This is a genomic window from Actinomyces gaoshouyii (assembly GCF_002072175.1).
Lineage (GTDB): Bacteria > Actinomycetota > Actinomycetes > Actinomycetales > Actinomycetaceae > Actinomyces > Actinomyces gaoshouyii.
Map to the genome: position 1 here is coordinate 187,624 of NZ_MVIV01000002.1, position 17,117 is coordinate 204,740.

The window sequence follows — 17,117 nt, forward strand, 5'->3', positions numbered from 1 at the left end:
GGCGAGAGCTAGCCTTGCCCTGGAAGGAGCCCGATGAGCACGACGAGCAGCACCCGCGCCGCGACACCGGAGGCCTCCCGGCCGGCCGATGCCCGCGCCCGCCGGGAGATCGCCGGGCGGGCGATGGAACGCGTGCTCGCCGTCGTGCTGATGCTCGCCTTCGCCATCTGGACCCTGCTGGTGGTCACGGGCCGCACGGCTCATCTCGACACGGCCTTCGCACGGACCTCCCCCCTTCTCCCCCGCTCGGCGGGAGCCCAGATCGCCGAGGCCTACGCTTTCCTCACCCATCCCGCCCTCATCACGGCGGCCATCGTCGGCCTCGCGATGTGGTCCTTCAAGGAGCGGATGCGGCGCCTCGCACTGGCCCTCCTCATGGCCGCGGCGGGGATGCCGGTCCACTGGCTCATCTCGAGCGCCTTGGACATCAGCCACCCGCATTCGCATCTGCTCGATTCTCTGTCCGTCGTGGGCGGCACGTACCCGAACGCCCAGATCTCGGCCGTCACCATCGTCTCCTCGATGCTGCTCGTGCTCACGCGCGCCCACCGGCGGCCCACCTCGGATATGGCAGCGTGGTGGCTGGCCGGCATCGCCGCGATCATCGCCGCCTGCTACAGCCAGTGGGCGATGGGCCTGGCGCACGCCTCCGACCAGATCGGCGCCATCCTGTGGGGCGCGGCCGTGACCAATGCGAGTCTCGCCCTGGGCGGCATCGACACGATCCTGTCCTCCTGGGCGCGCCTGGGCCTTCCCACGCGCAGCGTCGACAAGCGCGCTGCCGTCATCTACAACCCCGCGAAGTTCTTCGACCTATCCCTCCTGCGCCGCCGCATCGAGGCCGAGGTTCTGGCCGCGGGATGGCGTCCCACCCAGTGGCTGGAGACGACGCCGGAGGATCCCGGCCGCTCGATGGCCCGCCAGGCCCTCGCCGGCGGCGCCGACCTCGTCCTCGTCGCGGGAGGGGACGGAACCGTGCGGGCGGTGGCCGGCGAGCTCGCCGGGACCGGCCTGCCGATGGCGCTCATCCCATCGGGCACCGGCAACCTGCTCGCCCGCAACCTCTCCATCCCCCTGGACACCGACGCCGCCCTGCGCCTGGCCCTGTCCGGCGATCCCACCGCCATCGACCTGGTGCGCGCCGCATGGGACGACGGCGAGGAGACCTTCGCCGTCATGGCGGGCCTGGGCCTGGACGCCCAGATCATGGCGGACACGAAGGACGAGCTCAAGAGGGTCATCCGCGCCGGGGCCTACGCCGTCGCCGCCGTGCAGCACGCCAGCCCGCGCCCCTTCCGGGCCACCGTCGCCCTCGACGGCGCCGCCCCCGAGGAGCACGACATGGTCATGGCTCTGCTGGGCAACGTCGGCACGATCACCGGCGGCATGACGATCTTCCCACGCGCCACCCCCGCCGACGGCAGGGTGGACCTCCTGCTGGCCCGCCCGGACCGGGCCATCGACTGGGCGCGCATGGGCGCGATGATCCTCGCCGGCCGGGTCCCGTCCGGGCTCACACTCGCGCAGGCATCGCGCGTGTCCATCCGCACCGATGAGCCCGTGCCCATCGAGCTCGACGGCGATATCGCCGGCACCACCCGCACCCTCGACATCGAGGTCATTCCCGGGGCGCTCTCGGTCATCGCCCCGCCCCGCCCCTGAGCCGGAGGAGCGGTCGGGCACGGCCCTGGGCGCTGGATAGACTCGCGCCCATGACCTCCTCACCATCCCTGCGCTCCGGCCTCACGGTCGCCCTGGGCCGCGCGGCCCGCGTCGCCGCCCGCCTGCGCGGTGGCGGCAGCGGCGGAACGGCCTTCCCCGGGCTCGTCATGGAGAAAGCCGATCCCGGCTTCCTCGCCCGCGCGCTCGGCCAGCTGCCCATGGGCGTCGTCGTCGTGACCGGGACCAACGGCAAGACGACGACGACGAAGATGGTCGTCCAACTCCTCGCCGAGCAGGGGCTGAGGGTCGTCACCAACCGCACCGGCTCGAACTTCGTGCGCGGGGTGCTCGCCTCCCTCCTCCACGACGTTGACGCCGTCGGCCGCCTGCGCGCCGATGTGGCCGTGCTCGAGCTCGACGAGGCCCACGCCGTCCGCTTCGTCCAACTCGTCAAGCCGCGCGCCTGCCTGCTGCTCAATGTCATGCGCGACCAGCTCGACCGCTTCGGGGAGATCGACTACACCGCCTCCCTCCTGCGCAAGGTCGCCCTGGCGACCACGGGCGCCGTCGTCACCAACGCCGACGACCCGCGCCTGGGCGCGCCCGCTTTCACCGAGGGCCTGGCCGCCCCCGTGACCGCCTTCGGCGCCTCCCCCGAGCTGCGCTCCCTCTTCCTGTCCGACGATGAGCTGCGCACCGGCGCCGCTGACGCCACCGCCGCCCGCCATGTGAGCCCTCGCGTGGTCCTGGAGTCACTGAGCGGCCAGGACGCCACCGTCCGCGTGGACGGGGTCGCCCACGAGGTGCGCTTCGCGATCCCCGGCATCCACAACCAGCTCAACGCCTGCGCCGCCCTGGCCGTCGCCCTCGAGGCCCTGGGAGATCGCGCCGACACCGCCCTACCGGGCCTGCTGGGCACGCTCGGGCGGGTGCGGGCCGCTTTCGGCCGCGGCGAGGTCCTGCGCCTCGATGGCCGGGAGGTCCAGCTCTGCCTGGTGAAGAACCCGGCGGGCTTCCGCATGGGCCTGCTCACCGCCGCCACGGCGCCCGGCCCTGAGTCGATCATGGTGGCGATCAATGACGAGTACGCCGACGGCCGGGACATGTCCTGGCTGTGGGACGTGGACTTCTCCGGACTGCGGCAGACGGGCACAGCCGTGGTCACGGGCGTGCGCGCCTGGGACATGGCCCTGCGACTGCGCTACGACGAGGTGGATGCGGGGGCCGTGGAGCCAGACCTGGCCCGGGCCCTGGACGCCTTGCGCGAGGACTCGCGCCGCACGGGCCGGCCCATGCGCGTCTTCACCACCTACACGGCGATGCTCGCGCTGCGCGCCCGCCTGGGGGAGCTGACCGAGGTCGAGGAGGTCATGAGATGAGCGCCCAGTTCTACGAGCACTCCGGCGAGGCGGGCGGCGCGAGCGCCGGCGCCCTGCGCGTCTTGCAGCTCTACCCCCGGGACATGAACATCTACGGGGACTGGGGCAACACCCGCGTACTGGCCCGCAGGGCCCAGTGGCGCGGCTACGACGTCGAAGTCCTCTCCTACGACCCCGGCGACGAGCTGCCCGACGGCGTCCACCTCGTGGTGGGCGGCGGCGGCCAGGACTCCGGCCAGGAGCGCATCACCGCGGATCTCCAGGCGCGGGCCGCCGAGCTGCGCGCCTGGGCCGCCGATGGAGTGCCCATGCTCGTCATCTGCGGCCTCTACCAGCTCTTCGGCCACCGCTTCCTGACCGCTCGGGGAAGCGAGATCCCCGGCATCTCCGTATTCGACGCCGAGACCGTCGCCGGTGATGGGCGCCTGATCGGCAATATCACCACCACCAGTGAGGTCTTCGGCGGCATCGTCGGCTACGAGAACCACTCCGGGCTGACCACCCTGGCCCCCAACCAGGCGCCCTTCGGCCGAGTGCGCTCGGGCGATGGCAACAACGGCCAGGACGGCACTGAGGGGGCGCTGGCCCACCACGTCATCGGCACCTATCTGCACGGCTCGCTGCTGCCGAAGAATCCGGCCGTGGCCGATTGGCTCCTGGAGCGGGCCGCGAGGGCCGCCGGCCTGGAGTGGGTCGGCGACGCCGTGGCGCACCCCGGCCTCGACGGCACCTGGGCAGACAGGGCCCGTGCAGTGGCCATGTCCCGCCCGCGCTGAGCCCTCGGCCCGGCCCGCAGGCGGCGCGGGGAACCACAGGGATTCGCAGGGCAGGGCCGCCTTCCGAGTTGCTTGATCGCCAGGATAGGCTACCCTGATAACCTCTGATCATCGGCGGCCCGAGCGGGCCCCCCACGAGGACACCACCCAGAGATTCACTGTGAGCACTTCAGCCTTGACTCGCCGCGCCGCGGACGCCCGATCCGCCGAGACCGCCGATACTCCGCTCAGTGACCTGCTTCCCGGGGCACGAGCCATCATCACCGCCGTCGGCGCCGATGCCGCGTGCCTGGACCCCGGTGCGCCGCATGGCCGACTGGCCCGCCGCCTCCATGACCTCGGCCTCATCCCCGGCCGCGCCATCACCGCGCGCAGACGGGCGCCGCTGGGGGACCCGACTGTCTTCCAGGTGGCCGACTACGAGCTGTGCCTGCGCCGCCACGACGCCGCCCTCGTGACCGTCCGCGTCATCGACGATGCCCCGGACCCCGCCGCGCGGGCGGCAGGAGCGGCCTCGTGAGCGCCGACCACTGCGGGGACTCGGCCTCCTGCCACTGCGGGGGCTCGAGCACCGCCGTCGCCGTCGGGGATCGCCGGGTCGCGCTGGCCGGCGCACCCAACGCCGGCAAGACGAGCATCTACAACGCCCTGACCGGCCTGCGCGCCAAAACCGGCAACTACCCGGGCGTCACCGTCGCCCGCTCGCAGGGGCGCTGCGTCATCGATGGCACGGGCCTGACCATCGAGGACCTGCCCGGCGCCTACTCCCTGGAGCCCATCAGCCCCGATGAGCAGGTCGTGCGCGATGTCCTCACCGGTGGCCTCCGGGAGGTGAGCACCCCGGACGCGCTCGTCGTCGTCGTCGACGCTACGACGCTGCGTCGCGGCATGACCTTCGTGGCCGAGGCCCTCGCCCTGGGGCTGCCCACCTGCCTGGCCGTCACCATGACCGACGAGCTCGCGCGGCGCGAGGGCAGGCTCGACGTCGCCGCCCTCGGCGAGGCCCTGGGCATCCCGACCGTGCGCGTCCTCGGGCACCGCGGCATGGGCATCCCCGAGCTGCGCGAGCGGCTGGCCGAGGTCGCCACCTGGCCGCGCACGCCGATCACCCCTCCGAGCGATCCCGCCGAGCTCGCCTCCTGGACCGACTCGATCCTGGCCGCGGCCGACTACGCCTCCCCGGCCTCGGACCGCACGACCGCCGCGATCGACCGCGTCCTGCTGCACCCGGTGGCCGGGACCATCGTGTTCCTGTCGGTCATGTACTTCTTCTTCCAGTCGATCTTCACCTGGGCCGCGCCCTTCCAGGACGCGATCGAGAGCGGCATCGGCTCCCTGGGCGAGTTCGTGCACGGCCGACTGGACGAGTCCCACCCGCTCCTGGGCGGTCTTCTCGCCGACGGCCTCATCGGCGGCGTGGGGGCGGTTCTCGTCTTCCTGCCGCAGATCGTCATCATGTTCCTCATCATCGCGATCCTGGAGGGCGTGGGGTACATGTCCCGGGCCGCCTTCCTCATGGACCGGGTGATGGGCAAGGCCGGGCTGGAGGGGCGCGCCTTCGTGGCGCTGCTGTCCTCCTTCGCCTGCGCGATCCCCGGCATCATGGCCACGCGCACCCTGCCCAGCGCCAAGGACCGCCTGGCCACGATGCTCGCCGCGCCCCTCATGACCTGCTCGGCCCGCCTGCCCGTCTACGTCATCATGATCTCCCTGCTGGTGGACTCCGAGGCCCGCATCGGGCCCTTCGGCGCGCGCGGCACGATCATGTTCGGCCTGTACCTGCTGGGGGCCCTCTCAGCGATGGCGGTGGCCTGGGTGGCCAAACGCCTGACCGACCGCGACGGCATTCTCCTGCCCTTCTACATGGAGATGCCGCCCTACCGCCTGCCCCGACCGCGCACGGTGGTCCTCATGGTCTGGGACGCCTGCAAGGGCTTCCTCAAGAAGGCCGGCACGATCATCACTCTGACCACCGTGGTGCTATGGGCGCTGCTCAACGTGCCCATGCGCTCCGAGGCCGACTTCGAGGCGGCCTGCGCGCGCAGCGCCGAGTGCTCCGCCATCGCGGCTGCGCTCGACAACCCGGCCGCCTCCACCGTGCTGGGCGACGACGGCGAGCCCATCACCGACGCCGACGAGCTCGACGCGCTGCTGGAGGCGCAGAGGACCTCCCACACGATGAACAACTCCTGGGCCGCGAGCATCGGGAGGGCGGTGGAACCGGTCTTCGAGCCCCTGGGCTTCGACTGGCGCGTCAACGTGTCCGTCCTGTCCTCCTTGGCGGCGCGCGAGACCTTCGTAGCCACGCTCGGCCAGATCTCCGCCGCCGAGGACCCCGAGGCGCCCAGCGCCCACCTGGCCACGATGACCTACCAGGAGGACACCCTCACCAACAGGGCCGGCGATCCCCTCTTCAACCCCGCGACGCTGGCGGCGATCCTCGTGTTCTTCGTCTACGCCCTGCAGTGCATGGCGACGGCCGGCGCCATGCGCCGGGAGACGGGGACCTGGAAGTGGCCGCTTGTCGCCTACGGCTACATGTTCGCCACCGCCTGGGTGATGGCCGCCCTGGCGCGCACGATCGTCGCGACCCTCCTATGAGGCTCGCGCGGCGGGGGCGCGGGCCGGTGCCCACCCATCCGCTGGCCACGCCCGATCCGGCAACCCTGCGCTGGGTGATCCCCGATGGGCTGCTGCCCTTCGCCGGGCCCCTCGCCGCCGCCCCTGCCGCGCTGCAGGCCCTCCTGGACGACGGCACCCTGGCTGCCGTGCAGGTGGCGCCCGGGGCCGTGCTCACACTGCTGGCGGATGGCCGCGCCTGGGCGGATGAGGGAGCCCGGGTGCGCGCCGCGCTCGTCGAGGCGCTGGGCTCGCCGCAGGCCTGGCGGCCGGCGGAGCGGGCCAGGGCCGTCGGGCCGGATGAGGCCCTGAGGACCGCCGCCCAGGAGATCGCCGCAGGACGCGTGGGCGCCTTCGCCCGCAGCCATGGCGGGTCTCTCGAGGTGCGCGCGGTGCGCGACGGCGTCGTCGAGGTGGCGATGGAGGGGGCCTGCCATGACTGCGCGGCGGCGGCCATCACCATGCATGCGCGCTTCGAGCACCTACTGCGGGTGCGCTGCCCTTGGCTCGTGGAGGTGCGGGAGGCCTCCTGAGCGCCGACCGGCCGACGCGCCGCTGGGCGCGCCGGAGCGCTCGATCTTGCCTCGCCGGGCCCGCCTGGGCGCGCAGCGCCGTGGGCCGCCGTCCCAGATCACCGCCGGGGCCCACCGGGGCGAAGGGGCGGCCCACTCGTAGACTCGCCCCATGGCGACTCCGGAATTCATCCTGGCCCTGCGTGAGAGAATCGGCCACGATCAGTTGTGGCTGCCGGGGGTCAGCGTGGTCGTCGTCGCCGGGGATGGGCGACTGCTGCTCGGGCGGCGCGCCGACAACGGCCAGTGGGCGGTGGTCTCGGGGAGTCCCGAGCCGGGCGAGCAGCCGGGCGCGGCGGCGGTCCGCGAGTGCCTGGAGGAAACCGGGGTGGCGATCGAGCTGCTGGGCCTGACGCATGTGGGAGCGGGTGAGCCGAAGACCTTCCCCAACGGCGACCGCTGCGTCTTCATGGACATCGACTTCGTGGCGCGGCCCGCGGCCGGGGCGGGGCTCGCGAGGGTGGCCGATGACGAGTCGACGCAGGTCGGCTGGTTCGCGCCGGACGCGCTGCCCGAGCCCCTCATGGGCTCGGCGCTCCGCCGCATCCGCGCCGCCCAGGCCTGGTTGGCCAGTCCCACCGCCCCCACCGCCTTCGACTGACCCCTCCCCCCTATCAGCGAGACCGGTCGAAAATAGGATCGAGACCGGTCCGCCCCGGTGGCGATCACGACGGCGCGCCCCGCGACGGCCGAGCCCGCGCACCCGGCCTCACCGCGGAGGCTCGATCACCAGCGGCGCCTCACCGGGGGCGATCACGACGGCGCGCGGCGCGGGAACCAGATCGAGCTCGACGCGCAGGCGCTCCCCCTGCTCACCGACGGCGTCATAGCGCAGGTGCTCATCGGTCAGCCCCGCGATCTCCGTGCGGGCGCGCACGAGCCAGGGGTGACGGCGCCGCAGCCCGATGAGGTCCTGGTGCAGGCGGAGCATCGGCGCTCCCAATGGCGAGAGGCCCTCCGGGGCGGTGGGCAGCGGCGGGCGGATCTCGTCGTCGCCGCCGATCTCATCGCGCTTGACGCCGGTGAAGGCCTGCTCGTCCCCGTAGTAGATGGAGGGGACGCCGCCCACGGTCATGAGGATGACGACGGCGAGGGCCGCCTTGGACGGCCCCACGCGGCTGGCGATGCGGGTGACGTCGTGGTTGCCCACGAAGGTGGCGGGCAGGAAGGCGCCCATGAATTCGTTGTGGCGCTTGAGGCACCAGTCGAGCTCGAAGAAGTTGGCGTCGTTGAGCGAGCTCCAGACGGCCTTCCACAGCTCGTACTGGGTGAGGCTGTCCACACCGGAGGCCTCGACGATTCCCGCGTAGTCGCCGTGGATGACCTCGGCCATGAACCAGGCGCTGGGGTGGCGCTCGCGCACCGCGGGCAGGACGCGGGCCCAGAAGGCGGGCGGGACGGCGTAGGCGGCGTCCAGCCTCCAGGCGGTGGCGCCGCGGTCGAGCCAATGGTTCATGACGTCGCCCACGAGCCGGGCGGTCTCGGGGCTGTCGTGGTTGAGGATGGGCAGCGAGCCGTGCCCCTCGAAGACCGCATAGGAGTCGTCCGCCCCGGCTGACTCAGCGAAGCGGAAGAGCTCGCGCTCCGCGCCGCCGGCCAGCGCCGCCTGGAACAGGGGGTGGTCGTAGCCGACGTGGTTGAAGACACCGTCGAGCATGAGGGCCAGGCCCCTCCTCCGGCAGGCCTCGGCGAGGCGGTCGAAGGCGGCGGCGTCGCCCAGGCGCGGGTCGATGGCGAAGTGGTCGGTGGTGTCGTAGCCGTGGGTGGCCGAGCGGAAGATCGGCCCGAGGGACAGGCCGTTGACGCCGAGCTCGACGGCGTAGTCGAGCCAGGGCTCCAGGCGGTCGAGGCGGGCGGGGGCTTCGGGATCGGGCGCGGAGGGCGCCTCCCCCGGGGAGGCTCCCTCTCCTGCGGCGGGCCGTATCGGCGCCCCGGTGGCCCCCAGCGGGTAGATCTGCCACCAGATCGCGTGATCCACCCATGCGGGGCCTCGGCTCGATGGGCTCGTTCCAAGCTGATCGGGACTCATGCGGTGAGCGTACCCATCGATCGGGGCCGGGGATGAGGAACCGCGGAGCACCGCGAGCACGGTCCCGCCCGACGCCAGGGCGCCCCTGGACCGGTGCGCCCGAGGCCCGGCGGACCGCGCGGCCAGGGGCGGGAGCGGGGCCTTGAAGACCAAGGCGTGAGAACTGTCCCTGCTCGAGGGGGTGCGCCGAAGGATACGATCGGGCAACAATAGTGAGCATGCTCGCCACCGTTGCCCTGCCAGCCCTGCAGATCGTCCTGATCCTCGTCGTCGGATTCCTCGCGTGGCGCGCCGTCCAAGTGGCGGCCCAGGCACGATCGGAGGCTCAGGCAGCCAGGTCGGAGGCCTCCGCAGCCCGCGCAGCAGCGTCCGGCTCGGGTGGGGGCGTGCCGCCGGAGGCTCTGTCCCGGATCGAGGAGCAGTTGCGCCGATTGGGCGCCGCACGGGCAGCGGACGCAGGCGAGCAGCATCACGCGGCTCCCAGCGAGCGGCTGATGAGCGAGAAGGCGGACGCCTACCGCGGCTTCCTGCGGGAGATCGCCTCCGAGAACACGTATATCGGTACCGGCCTGCCCGTGCGGATCTCCGATGCCGCCGAGGAGGCGCTGAGCCGTCTGCGCTCGGTGACCGTGCTCATGGGCTCGGAGGAGATCCTGCGCTCGCTGCGGAACTTTTCGATCATCCGCGGCCAGCGGCCCCGCACGCGGTGGACTGAGCCGGCGATCATGGCCTACGCGCGCCTCCAGGTATGCCTCGTGCAGGCGATCCGCCGTGACCTGGACACCGCCAGCGAGCCCTTGAGCCCGGAGGAGACCTGGGCCTCGATGAGCGCGGGGACGGCCGATCCCGCCTTCCGCCTGGCCATGCTCACCCCGATCTCGGAGGTGCTGCACCATGCGGGTCAGGACCTGTCCCTCTACGATCTGCGCGAGGAGCCGACGGCGCACGCGTGGCGCTCGGCGGCCAGCGCGCGCTCGGCGGCCAGCGCGCGGTCGGCGGCCAGCGCCTCATCGGCGCAGCGGGCGCAGACCGGCCCGATCACCCCGATCGAGCAGCCCATCGCAGTCGAGCCCACCGCGCGGTCGGCCTCCGGGTCGGCGTCCGCTCCCGTGGCCGAGCGCGCCGCTGAGCCCATCGCCACCGCGCTCCAGGCCGAGCCCACCACCTACCAGCAGCGCATCAACCGGCCCGAGCCAACCGATTACGGGACGCACGGGCGCGCGTCAGCCGGCAGCGCCCCCTCCGCCGCGGCCCCAGAGGCGGCCGCCCCCGTCGCGGCGGACCCGGGTCCGGCCAGCGCCTCGTCGCGCAGCAGCACCACCCAGATCCCGCCCACCGAGGCGACGATTCCCGACACCGTGTCCTCGCCGACGGCACCGGGAGCCGCCTCGCGGCGCCCCGTCCACGCCCCGGGGCGCGCAACGCACAGGTCGGCGGCCTCCTCGCCCACGGTGAGGCTGTCAGCCTCCTCCCCCTCGTCCATGACCGTGTCGGTGTCCTCGGCCGCCTCGGCGGCCTCCTCGCCCACCGCCTCCGGCCCGGCGGCCGGAGCCGATGAGCCCTCCGCCCCGGCCAGGCGCGGCCCGAGCCGGCCCGGCGCCCGCGGGCAGGCCGCCGCGGGACGAGCGAGGGCGGCTGCGGGGGCCGGATCCGCCTCCTCCTGGTCCCAGGCCGACGGCGCCCGCCCCCAGTGGGGCCTGCGTCAGTTCGCGCAGGAGAGCCAGTCGGGCCGAGGCAGGTCCGGCTCTTCCGGCTCCCAGGACCGTTCGGGCCGCCCGCGGCCGGGGCGGGTCACCGCTCCCAGGAAGTAGGGCCCCGGCTCATCGCATCACGTCCCGGCGAACCGCGAGAGGCAGGCCGACGGCGCCCGCCGCCCCATCCACGGGGCGGCGGGCGCCGTCGTCGAGGTGCTCGCGGCCACCGCTCAGCCGGTGACGCCGCGCCATCAGTTACTGCGCCGGGCGCATCCAATCGGGGATGGTGCCGGGGTCCCGGGGGAAGTGGGAGAGCTCGTCAGCGCAATCCTTGGCGCTCACAGGCGGGTCGAGATCGGGCTTGCGGTCGTAGTCGACGTTGACGCTCAAACGGTAGCTCGGGGCGGTCATGGTCAAGTGCGCCCAGGTCCATGTTCCGCCGCGGGGGTGGGCCATGGCCACGCGCAGCTGCACGGCCTCGTGGACGATCTCGCCGGGGATGACATTGTCCTGCTGGGCCCCGTTGATGAGGGCGGTGGTCCGAGCGGACGCGCGCAGGCCGACAGCCTCGATCTCGATGCCGGCCTCGGTGGCGCCGACCTGCTCCATGAACGCGGCGAGGTTGCCCTGGAGGCCGCCGATCGCCTGCGACTGGGCCTCAAGGCCTCCGCCCATGGGCCCCATGCCGCCCATCATGTCCATGCCCATCTTCGGTCTCCATTCGTAGGTGTCATGAGTTCAAGTGCTGTGACTCGTCTACGGTATCCGCAATCGCACCATGGCACCATCAGTATCGGGAATCTGGCGCATGCATGGGCGGGGCAGAAGGCCAACATCGTCACGCCTCCGGCGAGAAGCAAGCGGCCTGCGCGATGCGCGGGCGCCTGCCGCGCTGGACCCAGCTCCCCCGACCGGGGGGCATGCGGGCCGGACGGGTTCCTCCCAGGAGGGCGCCCTCATGGCGGTCGCCATCCATGAGGAATCCGGTTCCGCCATTGTCTCGCAGCGCCAGGAGGACGGGATCGTACATGGCATGCGAGGCGCCGGCGGTGGGGCGGGCGAGGACGACGTTGAGTCGCAGGTCCCTGGCTGAGGGCAGGTGGGGGACGATGGGAGACAGGATGTTGGTCCCTCCGGAGGAGAGGATGTCGTAGTCATCGATGACGAGGACGATCCGCCGCGAGGAGAACGGCAGCGCCGTCATGCTCTTCGACGATGCCGACGCGCTCACACCGGCGCTCCACGTGCCACGCCCCTTCATCGTCTCCGACCCGCGCGAGGTCCTGAGGCTGCACGACGTCGACCTACCGCCGGAGTGGCGGCCGGTCATCCTCACCGTGTGCACAGTGGGCGCCGGCGAGCTCTTCGACCCGTACCTGGACATCGTCCAGGACGCCGCCATCATGAGCGGCGGGATCGTTTCCCTCAACGGTCGCCGCATGCCCCCGCCCGAGGACTGGCCGTGGCATCGCGGGGCCGATGGGCGCTGGGAGCCCGACCCGGGCCTGCCCGGGGCTAGGCGATAGGACGGTCGGTCAGCGCCAGGTAAAGGCCTACCGTCATGAGGCTGGCCACCGGCATGAGCAGGAGCGGGACGATGATCGTGACGCCGAGGATCCAGGTGAGGGCCCACAGGACGACGCAGAGGGCGGCCACGCCTCCCGCGTCCTGCATGGTGCGGAAGGAGATCCTCAGTGAGGACCGCACCCCGCCTCGCCCCTCCATGCACACCACGGGCGCCGCCTGGAAGAAGAACAGGGTGACGAACAGTGGTACGAGGCCGACGACGAAAGCGACAATGTACCCGGGAACGAGAAGGATCGTGAGCAGCGCGGTCCGCACGGGCTGAAGAGGAAGGAGCCTCCTCGCCCACCTCGGGTCCCCGGGGCGGGCGGCCCGCAGCGCCGCCCAATCGCACGCTGTGATCGTCAGGGCAATGATGACCAATGCGGAGATAACGCTGACGAAAGCGGCGGCGTCACCATCGAGGACAGCGTTGACGAGCCGCGGGGTGCCGACCACCACCACCCCGCCACTCAGTGGGATCGCCGCCATCAGCGGATGGCGCGCGAATGTCCTCCACGCCCAGCGCCAGAGCGCGCCGACCCGCGGCGGGCGGGGCCGAGCCGGGGCTACCATCGGCGCCCCTGGCACCGCCGCCATGCCGGGAGCACCGGACGTCTCCGCGATAACCATCCCGGGCCGCATCCACTCCGGTACCGCCGTCGCCTCACGGGGGAACCGCCGCAGTTCCTGAGCGACGTCGGCGGGGGTCATCGGCGGGGCGAGCACCGGGGCGCGGTTGTAGTCGACCTCCATGCTCAACCGGTCATCCGGGGTGGCGAGCTCCAACCGCGCGCAGGTCCACGCACCCCGCGAGGGATCAGCCATCGCGGTGCGCAGGCCGACCACTGCCTGGATGAGAGGGGGCGGAACCGCGTCGGCATGCCAGGCGCCATCGATGAGGACCGCGGAGTGGGCGCTGAACCGCAGCCCGACGGCCTCGACGTTGATGCCGAGCTGCGCCGCGCCGGTATCACGCAGGTAACCGGCGAGCAGGCTCTCGACGTCGCTGATCGCCTGGTTCCGCGCAGCGGCGCCGCCGGGGCTCGGATGGTCCATCATGCTCGCTCCGATGATGCCTTCTCCTCCGCAAGAGTCGTATCAAGGACGGGACAACGCTACCTGCCGCTCAGGACTCCGTGCCACCGAGAACCGGGGGCGCTCCTGCTGCGACCCGCCCCGCGAGGTCTCGACGGCGCGGATGGAGCGCCTGCCATTCCTGGTGAGACGGTTGGGGCCCTGGGCCGGGTGGTTCGGAGGTGATCAGGCGGCATGTGGAGCAGCGGCGGGTGGCTGGTGATGCTGATGGGTTCAATCGGGCTCATCGCCCGGAGTTGCCTGAGGGGGTTGAGCGTCGTCGGGTGGATGTTTCGGTTGGTGATGCGCTGATGCCTGGGGCTCGTACGCCGTTTGGTCGTGGTGTGGATTTGGAGCCCAATGCGGTCTACCATGTGGAAGGCAGGGGTGACTATTACACTGATGCGTCTGGGCAGATCAGGCATGCGGAGTTGTCGTCGGCTGTGGAGCGGTTCCATGTGTGGGGTGAGCGGGTCAATCCGATGAATAAGGACTTGAATGATCCGTTGCCGAATGTGACGTACACGGTGGATGGGACGTTCCATTACACGACTGATGGGGCGGGGCGCACGGTGCTGGTGGAGGCTGATGGGTTCGAGGTGGCGCAGTGGCGCAAGCGTTCGAAGAGCATGCAGGCCCAGATCGGCAAGCTCGGCGGGGACAGCGGGTATCAGGGCGGTCATCTGGCTGGTTCCCGGTTCGGGGGCGGCCCGGAGGAGATCAATGTGTGGCCGATGCGCGAGGGCATCAACGGCAACTACGTTAGTAGTTTCTACCGGTTGGAGGACTACTTCGCGAAGAACATCGGGAACATCGAGAAGATCGTGATCGACGTCAAGTACAACACGATACCCGATGTGGCGCCGGGCGGGTCACTGAACGACCTGGGCCCCAGCGACACTGGCACACCCAACCCCGACAGAACACCGGAGAGTTACCATGTCTCATGGGAAGAAAACGGGGTGGTACAGACTCCTCAACGCTTCACCAATTAACCAATAATTCTGCACTTGCACCCGACCGGAGGTGATTGATTGTGTCCAATATCGAAGAATCAATATCTGCGATGATATCAGCGTGGATGAAGGAAAATGCGTTCGATCGGATCGAACTCGAGACGAACTCTCTCGCGCTGATGAGTCAGGATGCAGCATGGTACTGGAGAGGTGACGAGGAGAGAGTATTCACGACTGTGCCCGCAGAGTTGGCGTTCTTGGTGGGTGACTTGCATAAGTTTCAGGTTCTGCCGGATCGGGGTGGTTGGACATGGGCGCGATTGCGGATGGATGCCTCGGAGTGGGTGCTGCACTCTGAGTTCGATTGGATGCGCGAACCTCATTTCGACCCGCCCTTCGAATACATCCCGGCGGATTGCGCAGCGGAGTTGGATCTGCGTCCTCGCTCGGCGGAATGGATCCCCGAATGGATGGCCGCCGGGATCGCCCGTCAGGAGAGGCATCAGGCCGCCCTGGCCCGGCGCCGCCAACGCGACCGCGCCCGCCGGGCCGCTAAGAGAGCCGAGAAAGAAGCCAAAGAGGCCCAGCAGGCCGAGGTAGCCGATCAGGAAGGGGACGGCTCGACACCGACGCGGTGAGCCCTGTGGAGCATGGTGCTCCGGGAATGCGTGATTGGTGGGGCCGGTGTCATTCGAGCGGAGGGTCCGCGATGATCCTGGGAACTACAGGGACATACGCATCGCAGTCAAGTACGCCGACCCTGGTATCACCTCGCCCACCGGGCCCCTCAAAGGCCTCGACCCCACAGCCCGCATACCGGAGAAGTTCGATGTCTCCTGGATTAATTCTAAAGGCTTTCCCGATAGGAGTATTTTTCCGAATGAGGCTATTTCTGAGGGTGGTGTGCGTTAATGGTTAACGGGTTCGATGGTGTGCCGGGAAGGAAGTATGAGGATTTTGAGAGTCTTGAGGCCGCGATCCGTGAGTGGGTCCAGCAGGTGCCGGGATTCGAGCGCTTCGACTCCGAAATGCTCGGGACCGGACGTTTTATAAGCTGCAAAGACTGGCTCACGGTCGACGGAGAAAAAACGTGTCAGGCTTCCGCTCGGTATCGGGCCCGGGCTTGGGGGTCTTCGTGATTGGCAGGCGTTGCCTGGTCGTGGGGCGTGGACGTGCGCTCATTTCTGGATGGTGGCCGGCCAGTGGGTGCTGCGCAGTGAGCTGGATTGGATGAGGGAACCGGTCTTCGATCATGGCCATGGTCCCGAGCGCCCGAAGCCGCATTCGTGTTATGTGGAGTTGGAGCGTCATCCGCGTGATCCGGAGTTCATCCCGGACTGGATGGCCGCCGGGGCGGCCCAGTGGGAGAAGCGCCAGGCCGCCCTGGCCCGGCGCCGAGAGCGCGACCGCGCCCGCCGAGCCGCCAAGAGGGCCGAGAAAGCAGCCAAGCAGACCGAGCAGACAGGGGACACGACCACCGGGCAAGCGCCATCGGCACCCATGGCTCCGGCATGAGCCCCACGGCCGTGACACGGGGGCGATGCAGGGCCCGAGCACACGGCCCCCCGCACCGCCCGCTGGGCGGCGAGCGGGATGATCGCCAAGGCACCAGGCCGAGCAGCGGCCCCACCGGGAGCCCGATTTGCGCCCTCACCCCGGCGTTACCGTCTCGGCCCGGCCTTGCGCCCTCGAACTGCGAGAATGAGGTCGCAAGGCCGGGCCGAGGCCGTTCCTGCGGGGCCAGACGGTATCTGCGGGGCCAGCGAGGCCAGGCGGCTCCCAGGTCAGCCGGTATCTGCGGGGCCAGATCCCTCCCGCCCCGCCTCGGCCACGAGCGCGCTCTCATAGGCGACTCGATCCGTCGCGGAGAAGGCGCAGATGACGATCCGCAGATCCGACTCCGGGCGCGCCGCGAGCCAGGCCCCGATCGTCTCGAGGACGAGTGGGGCCGCCTCCTCCTTGGGGTAGCCGAAGGCGCCCGTGGACACCGAGCACAGGCCCACCGAGTCCAGCCCCGCCCCCTGGGCGGTATCGAGGATCGCCCGGTAGCAGCTCGCAAGGCGGGTTCGATGGCGCTGTTCCACCACCCCGCCCTCGACGACGGGCCCCACCGTGTGGATGACGTGCTCGGCGGGCAGGTGGTAGCCGCCAGTGAGAACCGCGCGCCCCACGGGCTCAGCCCCCTCCCCCCGCTCAGCGCGCCCCGCCATGTACTCGGCGCACTCGGCGCGCAGCCCGGGACCGGCGACGGCGTGGATGACGTTGTCGATGCAGGCGTGGCCGGGCGCGCGGCAGCCGAGCATCCGCTCGTTGGCGGCATTGACGATGGCGCCCGCGCGCAGAGTGGTGAGATCCCCCTCCCACAGCGCCACGCGCTCGCCCAGGGCGCCGGGCACGCCGTGGGTGGCGGCCAGGACGGACAGCGCGAGGGCGTCGGGGTCGCCGGCCGCGGCAGCGCGCTCACGGGATTCGGCGGCGAGCATGTCATCGAGCTCGTCGCGCATGTCCTCATCGTCGATGGGGCGGGGCGGGCGGATGGTGAGCAATCCGTCGAGCAGGCGCCGGCGCTCGGCGAAGGGGAGCTCGTCGAGGGCGGCCGGCGGCGGGAAGGAGGCGACGTCACCGTGGTTGACGGCGTCGGTGGCGAAGTACCGGGTGAGGATCGCGATGCGCCCCTCGGCGGCGGTGCGCGGCCGGATCGGGCTGGGACCGGGCGCTGCGGACGGCTTCATCATGGCCACAGGGTACGGCGCGGGGCCGGACGGGTCGGTCCCCATCCGGCCCCGCGGC

The 17,117-nt window shown here is 71.1% G+C and carries 17 protein-coding genes; 12 read left to right on the forward strand and 5 right to left on the reverse strand.

What is annotated here, in order from left to right:
• The first annotated feature begins 33 nt into the window (after positions 1–33).
• The 7 genes from B1H50_RS02580 to B1H50_RS02610 all read left to right on the forward strand — a co-directional run bounded on the left by B1H50_RS02580 (position 34) and on the right by B1H50_RS02610 (position 7,609).
• Positions 34–1,662: a diacylglycerol/lipid kinase family protein gene (locus tag B1H50_RS02580; protein WP_080462221.1), complete on the forward strand. Its 1,629-nt coding sequence runs from the start codon at positions 34–36 to the stop codon at positions 1,660–1,662.
• Positions 1,663–1,712: 50 nt separating this feature from the next.
• Positions 1,713–3,041, forward strand: a complete 1,329-nt coding sequence (locus B1H50_RS02585) for a Mur ligase family protein (protein WP_080462222.1) — start codon at positions 1,713–1,715, stop codon at positions 3,039–3,041.
• Positions 3,038–3,817, forward strand: a complete 780-nt coding sequence (locus tag B1H50_RS02590) for a type 1 glutamine amidotransferase (protein ID WP_080462223.1) — start codon at positions 3,038–3,040, stop codon at positions 3,815–3,817. The genes B1H50_RS02585 and B1H50_RS02590 overlap by 4 nt, the downstream gene beginning before the upstream one ends.
• A gap of 160 nt (positions 3,818–3,977) precedes the next feature.
• Complete coding sequence (locus B1H50_RS02595; protein WP_229657832.1) at positions 3,978–4,337, forward strand: FeoA family protein; 360 nt, start codon at positions 3,978–3,980, stop codon at positions 4,335–4,337.
• On the forward strand, positions 4,334–6,418 hold the full coding sequence (feoB, locus tag B1H50_RS02600; RefSeq protein WP_080462225.1) for a ferrous iron transporter B: 2,085 nt from the start codon (positions 4,334–4,336) through the stop codon (positions 6,416–6,418). Before B1H50_RS02595 ends, feoB begins: the two co-directional genes overlap by 4 nt.
• Before the next feature lie 26 nt (positions 6,419–6,444).
• Positions 6,445–6,969, forward strand: coding sequence for a NifU family protein (locus tag B1H50_RS02605; RefSeq protein ID WP_229657831.1), 525 nt, complete (start codon positions 6,445–6,447; stop codon positions 6,967–6,969).
• 151 nt (positions 6,970–7,120) lie between these two features.
• Positions 7,121–7,609 carry an NUDIX hydrolase gene (locus tag B1H50_RS02610; protein WP_080462227.1) on the forward strand — a complete coding sequence of 163 codons (489 nt, stop codon included), beginning with the start codon at positions 7,121–7,123 and terminating at the stop codon, positions 7,607–7,609.
• Positions 7,610–7,717: 108 nt separating this feature from the next.
• On the opposite strand, the gene B1H50_RS02615 is transcribed toward B1H50_RS02610, so the two are convergent.
• Positions 7,718–9,037: an alpha-amylase family protein gene (locus tag B1H50_RS02615; RefSeq protein WP_080462380.1), complete on the reverse strand. Its 1,320-nt coding sequence runs from the start codon at positions 9,035–9,037 to the stop codon at positions 7,718–7,720.
• 218 nt (positions 9,038–9,255) lie between these two features.
• On the opposite strand from B1H50_RS02615, the gene B1H50_RS02620 reads away from it, so the two are divergent.
• The gene (locus B1H50_RS02620; RefSeq protein ID WP_080462228.1) at positions 9,256–10,848 is read left to right on the forward strand and encodes a hypothetical protein; all 1,593 of its coding nucleotides are present in this window, start codon (positions 9,256–9,258) and stop codon (positions 10,846–10,848) included.
• 138 nt (positions 10,849–10,986) lie between these two features.
• Here the strand turns inward: B1H50_RS02620 and B1H50_RS02625 are convergent, their stop codons facing one another.
• Both B1H50_RS02625 and B1H50_RS02630 read right to left on the reverse strand, forming a co-directional pair.
• Positions 10,987–11,439 (reverse strand): hypothetical protein, encoded by a 453-nt coding sequence (locus tag B1H50_RS02625; protein ID WP_229657830.1) that lies wholly within the window; start codon positions 11,437–11,439, stop codon positions 10,987–10,989.
• A 130-nt stretch (positions 11,440–11,569) separates the two neighbouring features.
• Positions 11,570–11,935: a hypothetical protein gene (locus tag B1H50_RS02630; protein WP_080462229.1), complete on the reverse strand. Its 366-nt coding sequence runs from the start codon at positions 11,933–11,935 to the stop codon at positions 11,570–11,572.
• Here B1H50_RS02630 and B1H50_RS02635 point away from each other — a divergent pair.
• Positions 11,892–12,257, forward strand: coding sequence for a hypothetical protein (locus B1H50_RS02635; RefSeq protein ID WP_080462230.1), 366 nt, complete (start codon positions 11,892–11,894; stop codon positions 12,255–12,257). The two genes, B1H50_RS02630 and B1H50_RS02635, sit on opposite strands and share 44 nt — an antisense overlap.
• Here B1H50_RS02635 and B1H50_RS02640 read toward each other — a convergent pair.
• The gene (locus B1H50_RS02640) at positions 12,247–13,356 is read right to left on the reverse strand and encodes a hypothetical protein (RefSeq protein WP_080462231.1); all 1,110 of its coding nucleotides are present in this window, start codon (positions 13,354–13,356) and stop codon (positions 12,247–12,249) included. The genes B1H50_RS02635 and B1H50_RS02640 overlap by 11 nt on opposite strands.
• A 212-nt stretch (positions 13,357–13,568) precedes the next feature.
• On the opposite strand from B1H50_RS02640, the gene B1H50_RS02645 reads away from it, so the two are divergent.
• The 3 genes from B1H50_RS02645 (at position 13,569) to B1H50_RS09785 (ending at position 15,842) form a co-directional block, all read left to right on the forward strand.
• A complete protein-coding gene (locus B1H50_RS02645; protein WP_143231750.1) occupies positions 13,569–14,366 on the forward strand; it encodes a DNA/RNA non-specific endonuclease in 798 nt (265 codons plus the stop codon).
• An 86-nt stretch (positions 14,367–14,452) separates the two neighbouring features.
• On the forward strand, positions 14,453–14,965 hold the full coding sequence (locus B1H50_RS09780) for a hypothetical protein (protein WP_198939967.1): 513 nt from the start codon (positions 14,453–14,455) through the stop codon (positions 14,963–14,965).
• Positions 14,966–15,515: 550 nt separating this feature from the next.
• On the forward strand, positions 15,516–15,842 hold the full coding sequence (locus B1H50_RS09785) for a hypothetical protein (RefSeq protein WP_233129472.1): 327 nt from the start codon (positions 15,516–15,518) through the stop codon (positions 15,840–15,842).
• Between the two features lie 269 nt (positions 15,843–16,111).
• On the opposite strand, the gene B1H50_RS02660 is transcribed toward B1H50_RS09785, so the two are convergent.
• Entirely contained in the window at positions 16,112–17,059 is a 948-nt protein-coding gene (locus B1H50_RS02660; RefSeq protein ID WP_080462383.1) for a macro domain-containing protein, read from the reverse strand.
• Between the last annotated feature and the right edge of the window lie 58 nt (positions 17,060–17,117).

Coding starts and splice junctions, on each gene's coding strand:
- B1H50_RS02580 (WP_080462221.1), top strand. CDS start 34: ATGAGCACGACGAGCAGCACCCGCGCCGCGACACCGGAGGCCTCCCGG.
- B1H50_RS02585 (WP_080462222.1), top strand. CDS start 1,713: ATGACCTCCTCACCATCCCTGCGCTCCGGCCTCACGGTCGCCCTGGGC.
- B1H50_RS02590 (WP_080462223.1), top strand. CDS start 3,038: ATGAGCGCCCAGTTCTACGAGCACTCCGGCGAGGCGGGCGGCGCGAGC.
- B1H50_RS02610 (WP_080462227.1), top strand. CDS start 7,121: ATGGCGACTCCGGAATTCATCCTGGCCCTGCGTGAGAGAATCGGCCAC.
- B1H50_RS02615 (WP_080462380.1), bottom strand. CDS start 9,037: ATGAGTCCCGATCAGCTTGGAACGAGCCCATCGAGCCGAGGCCCCGCA.
- B1H50_RS02620 (WP_080462228.1), top strand. CDS start 9,256: ATGCTCGCCACCGTTGCCCTGCCAGCCCTGCAGATCGTCCTGATCCTC.
- B1H50_RS02625 (WP_229657830.1), bottom strand. CDS start 11,439: ATGGGCATGGACATGATGGGCGGCATGGGGCCCATGGGCGGAGGCCTT.
- B1H50_RS02635 (WP_080462230.1), top strand. CDS start 11,892: ATGACGAGGACGATCCGCCGCGAGGAGAACGGCAGCGCCGTCATGCTC.
- B1H50_RS02630 (WP_080462229.1), bottom strand. CDS start 11,935: ATGACGGCGCTGCCGTTCTCCTCGCGGCGGATCGTCCTCGTCATCGAT.
- B1H50_RS02640 (WP_080462231.1), bottom strand. CDS start 13,356: ATGATGGACCATCCGAGCCCCGGCGGCGCCGCTGCGCGGAACCAGGCG.
- B1H50_RS09780 (WP_198939967.1), top strand. CDS start 14,453: ATGAAGGAAAATGCGTTCGATCGGATCGAACTCGAGACGAACTCTCTC.
- B1H50_RS09785 (WP_233129472.1), top strand. CDS start 15,516: ATGGTGGCCGGCCAGTGGGTGCTGCGCAGTGAGCTGGATTGGATGAGG.
- B1H50_RS02660 (WP_080462383.1), bottom strand. CDS start 17,059: ATGAAGCCGTCCGCAGCGCCCGGTCCCAGCCCGATCCGGCCGCGCACC.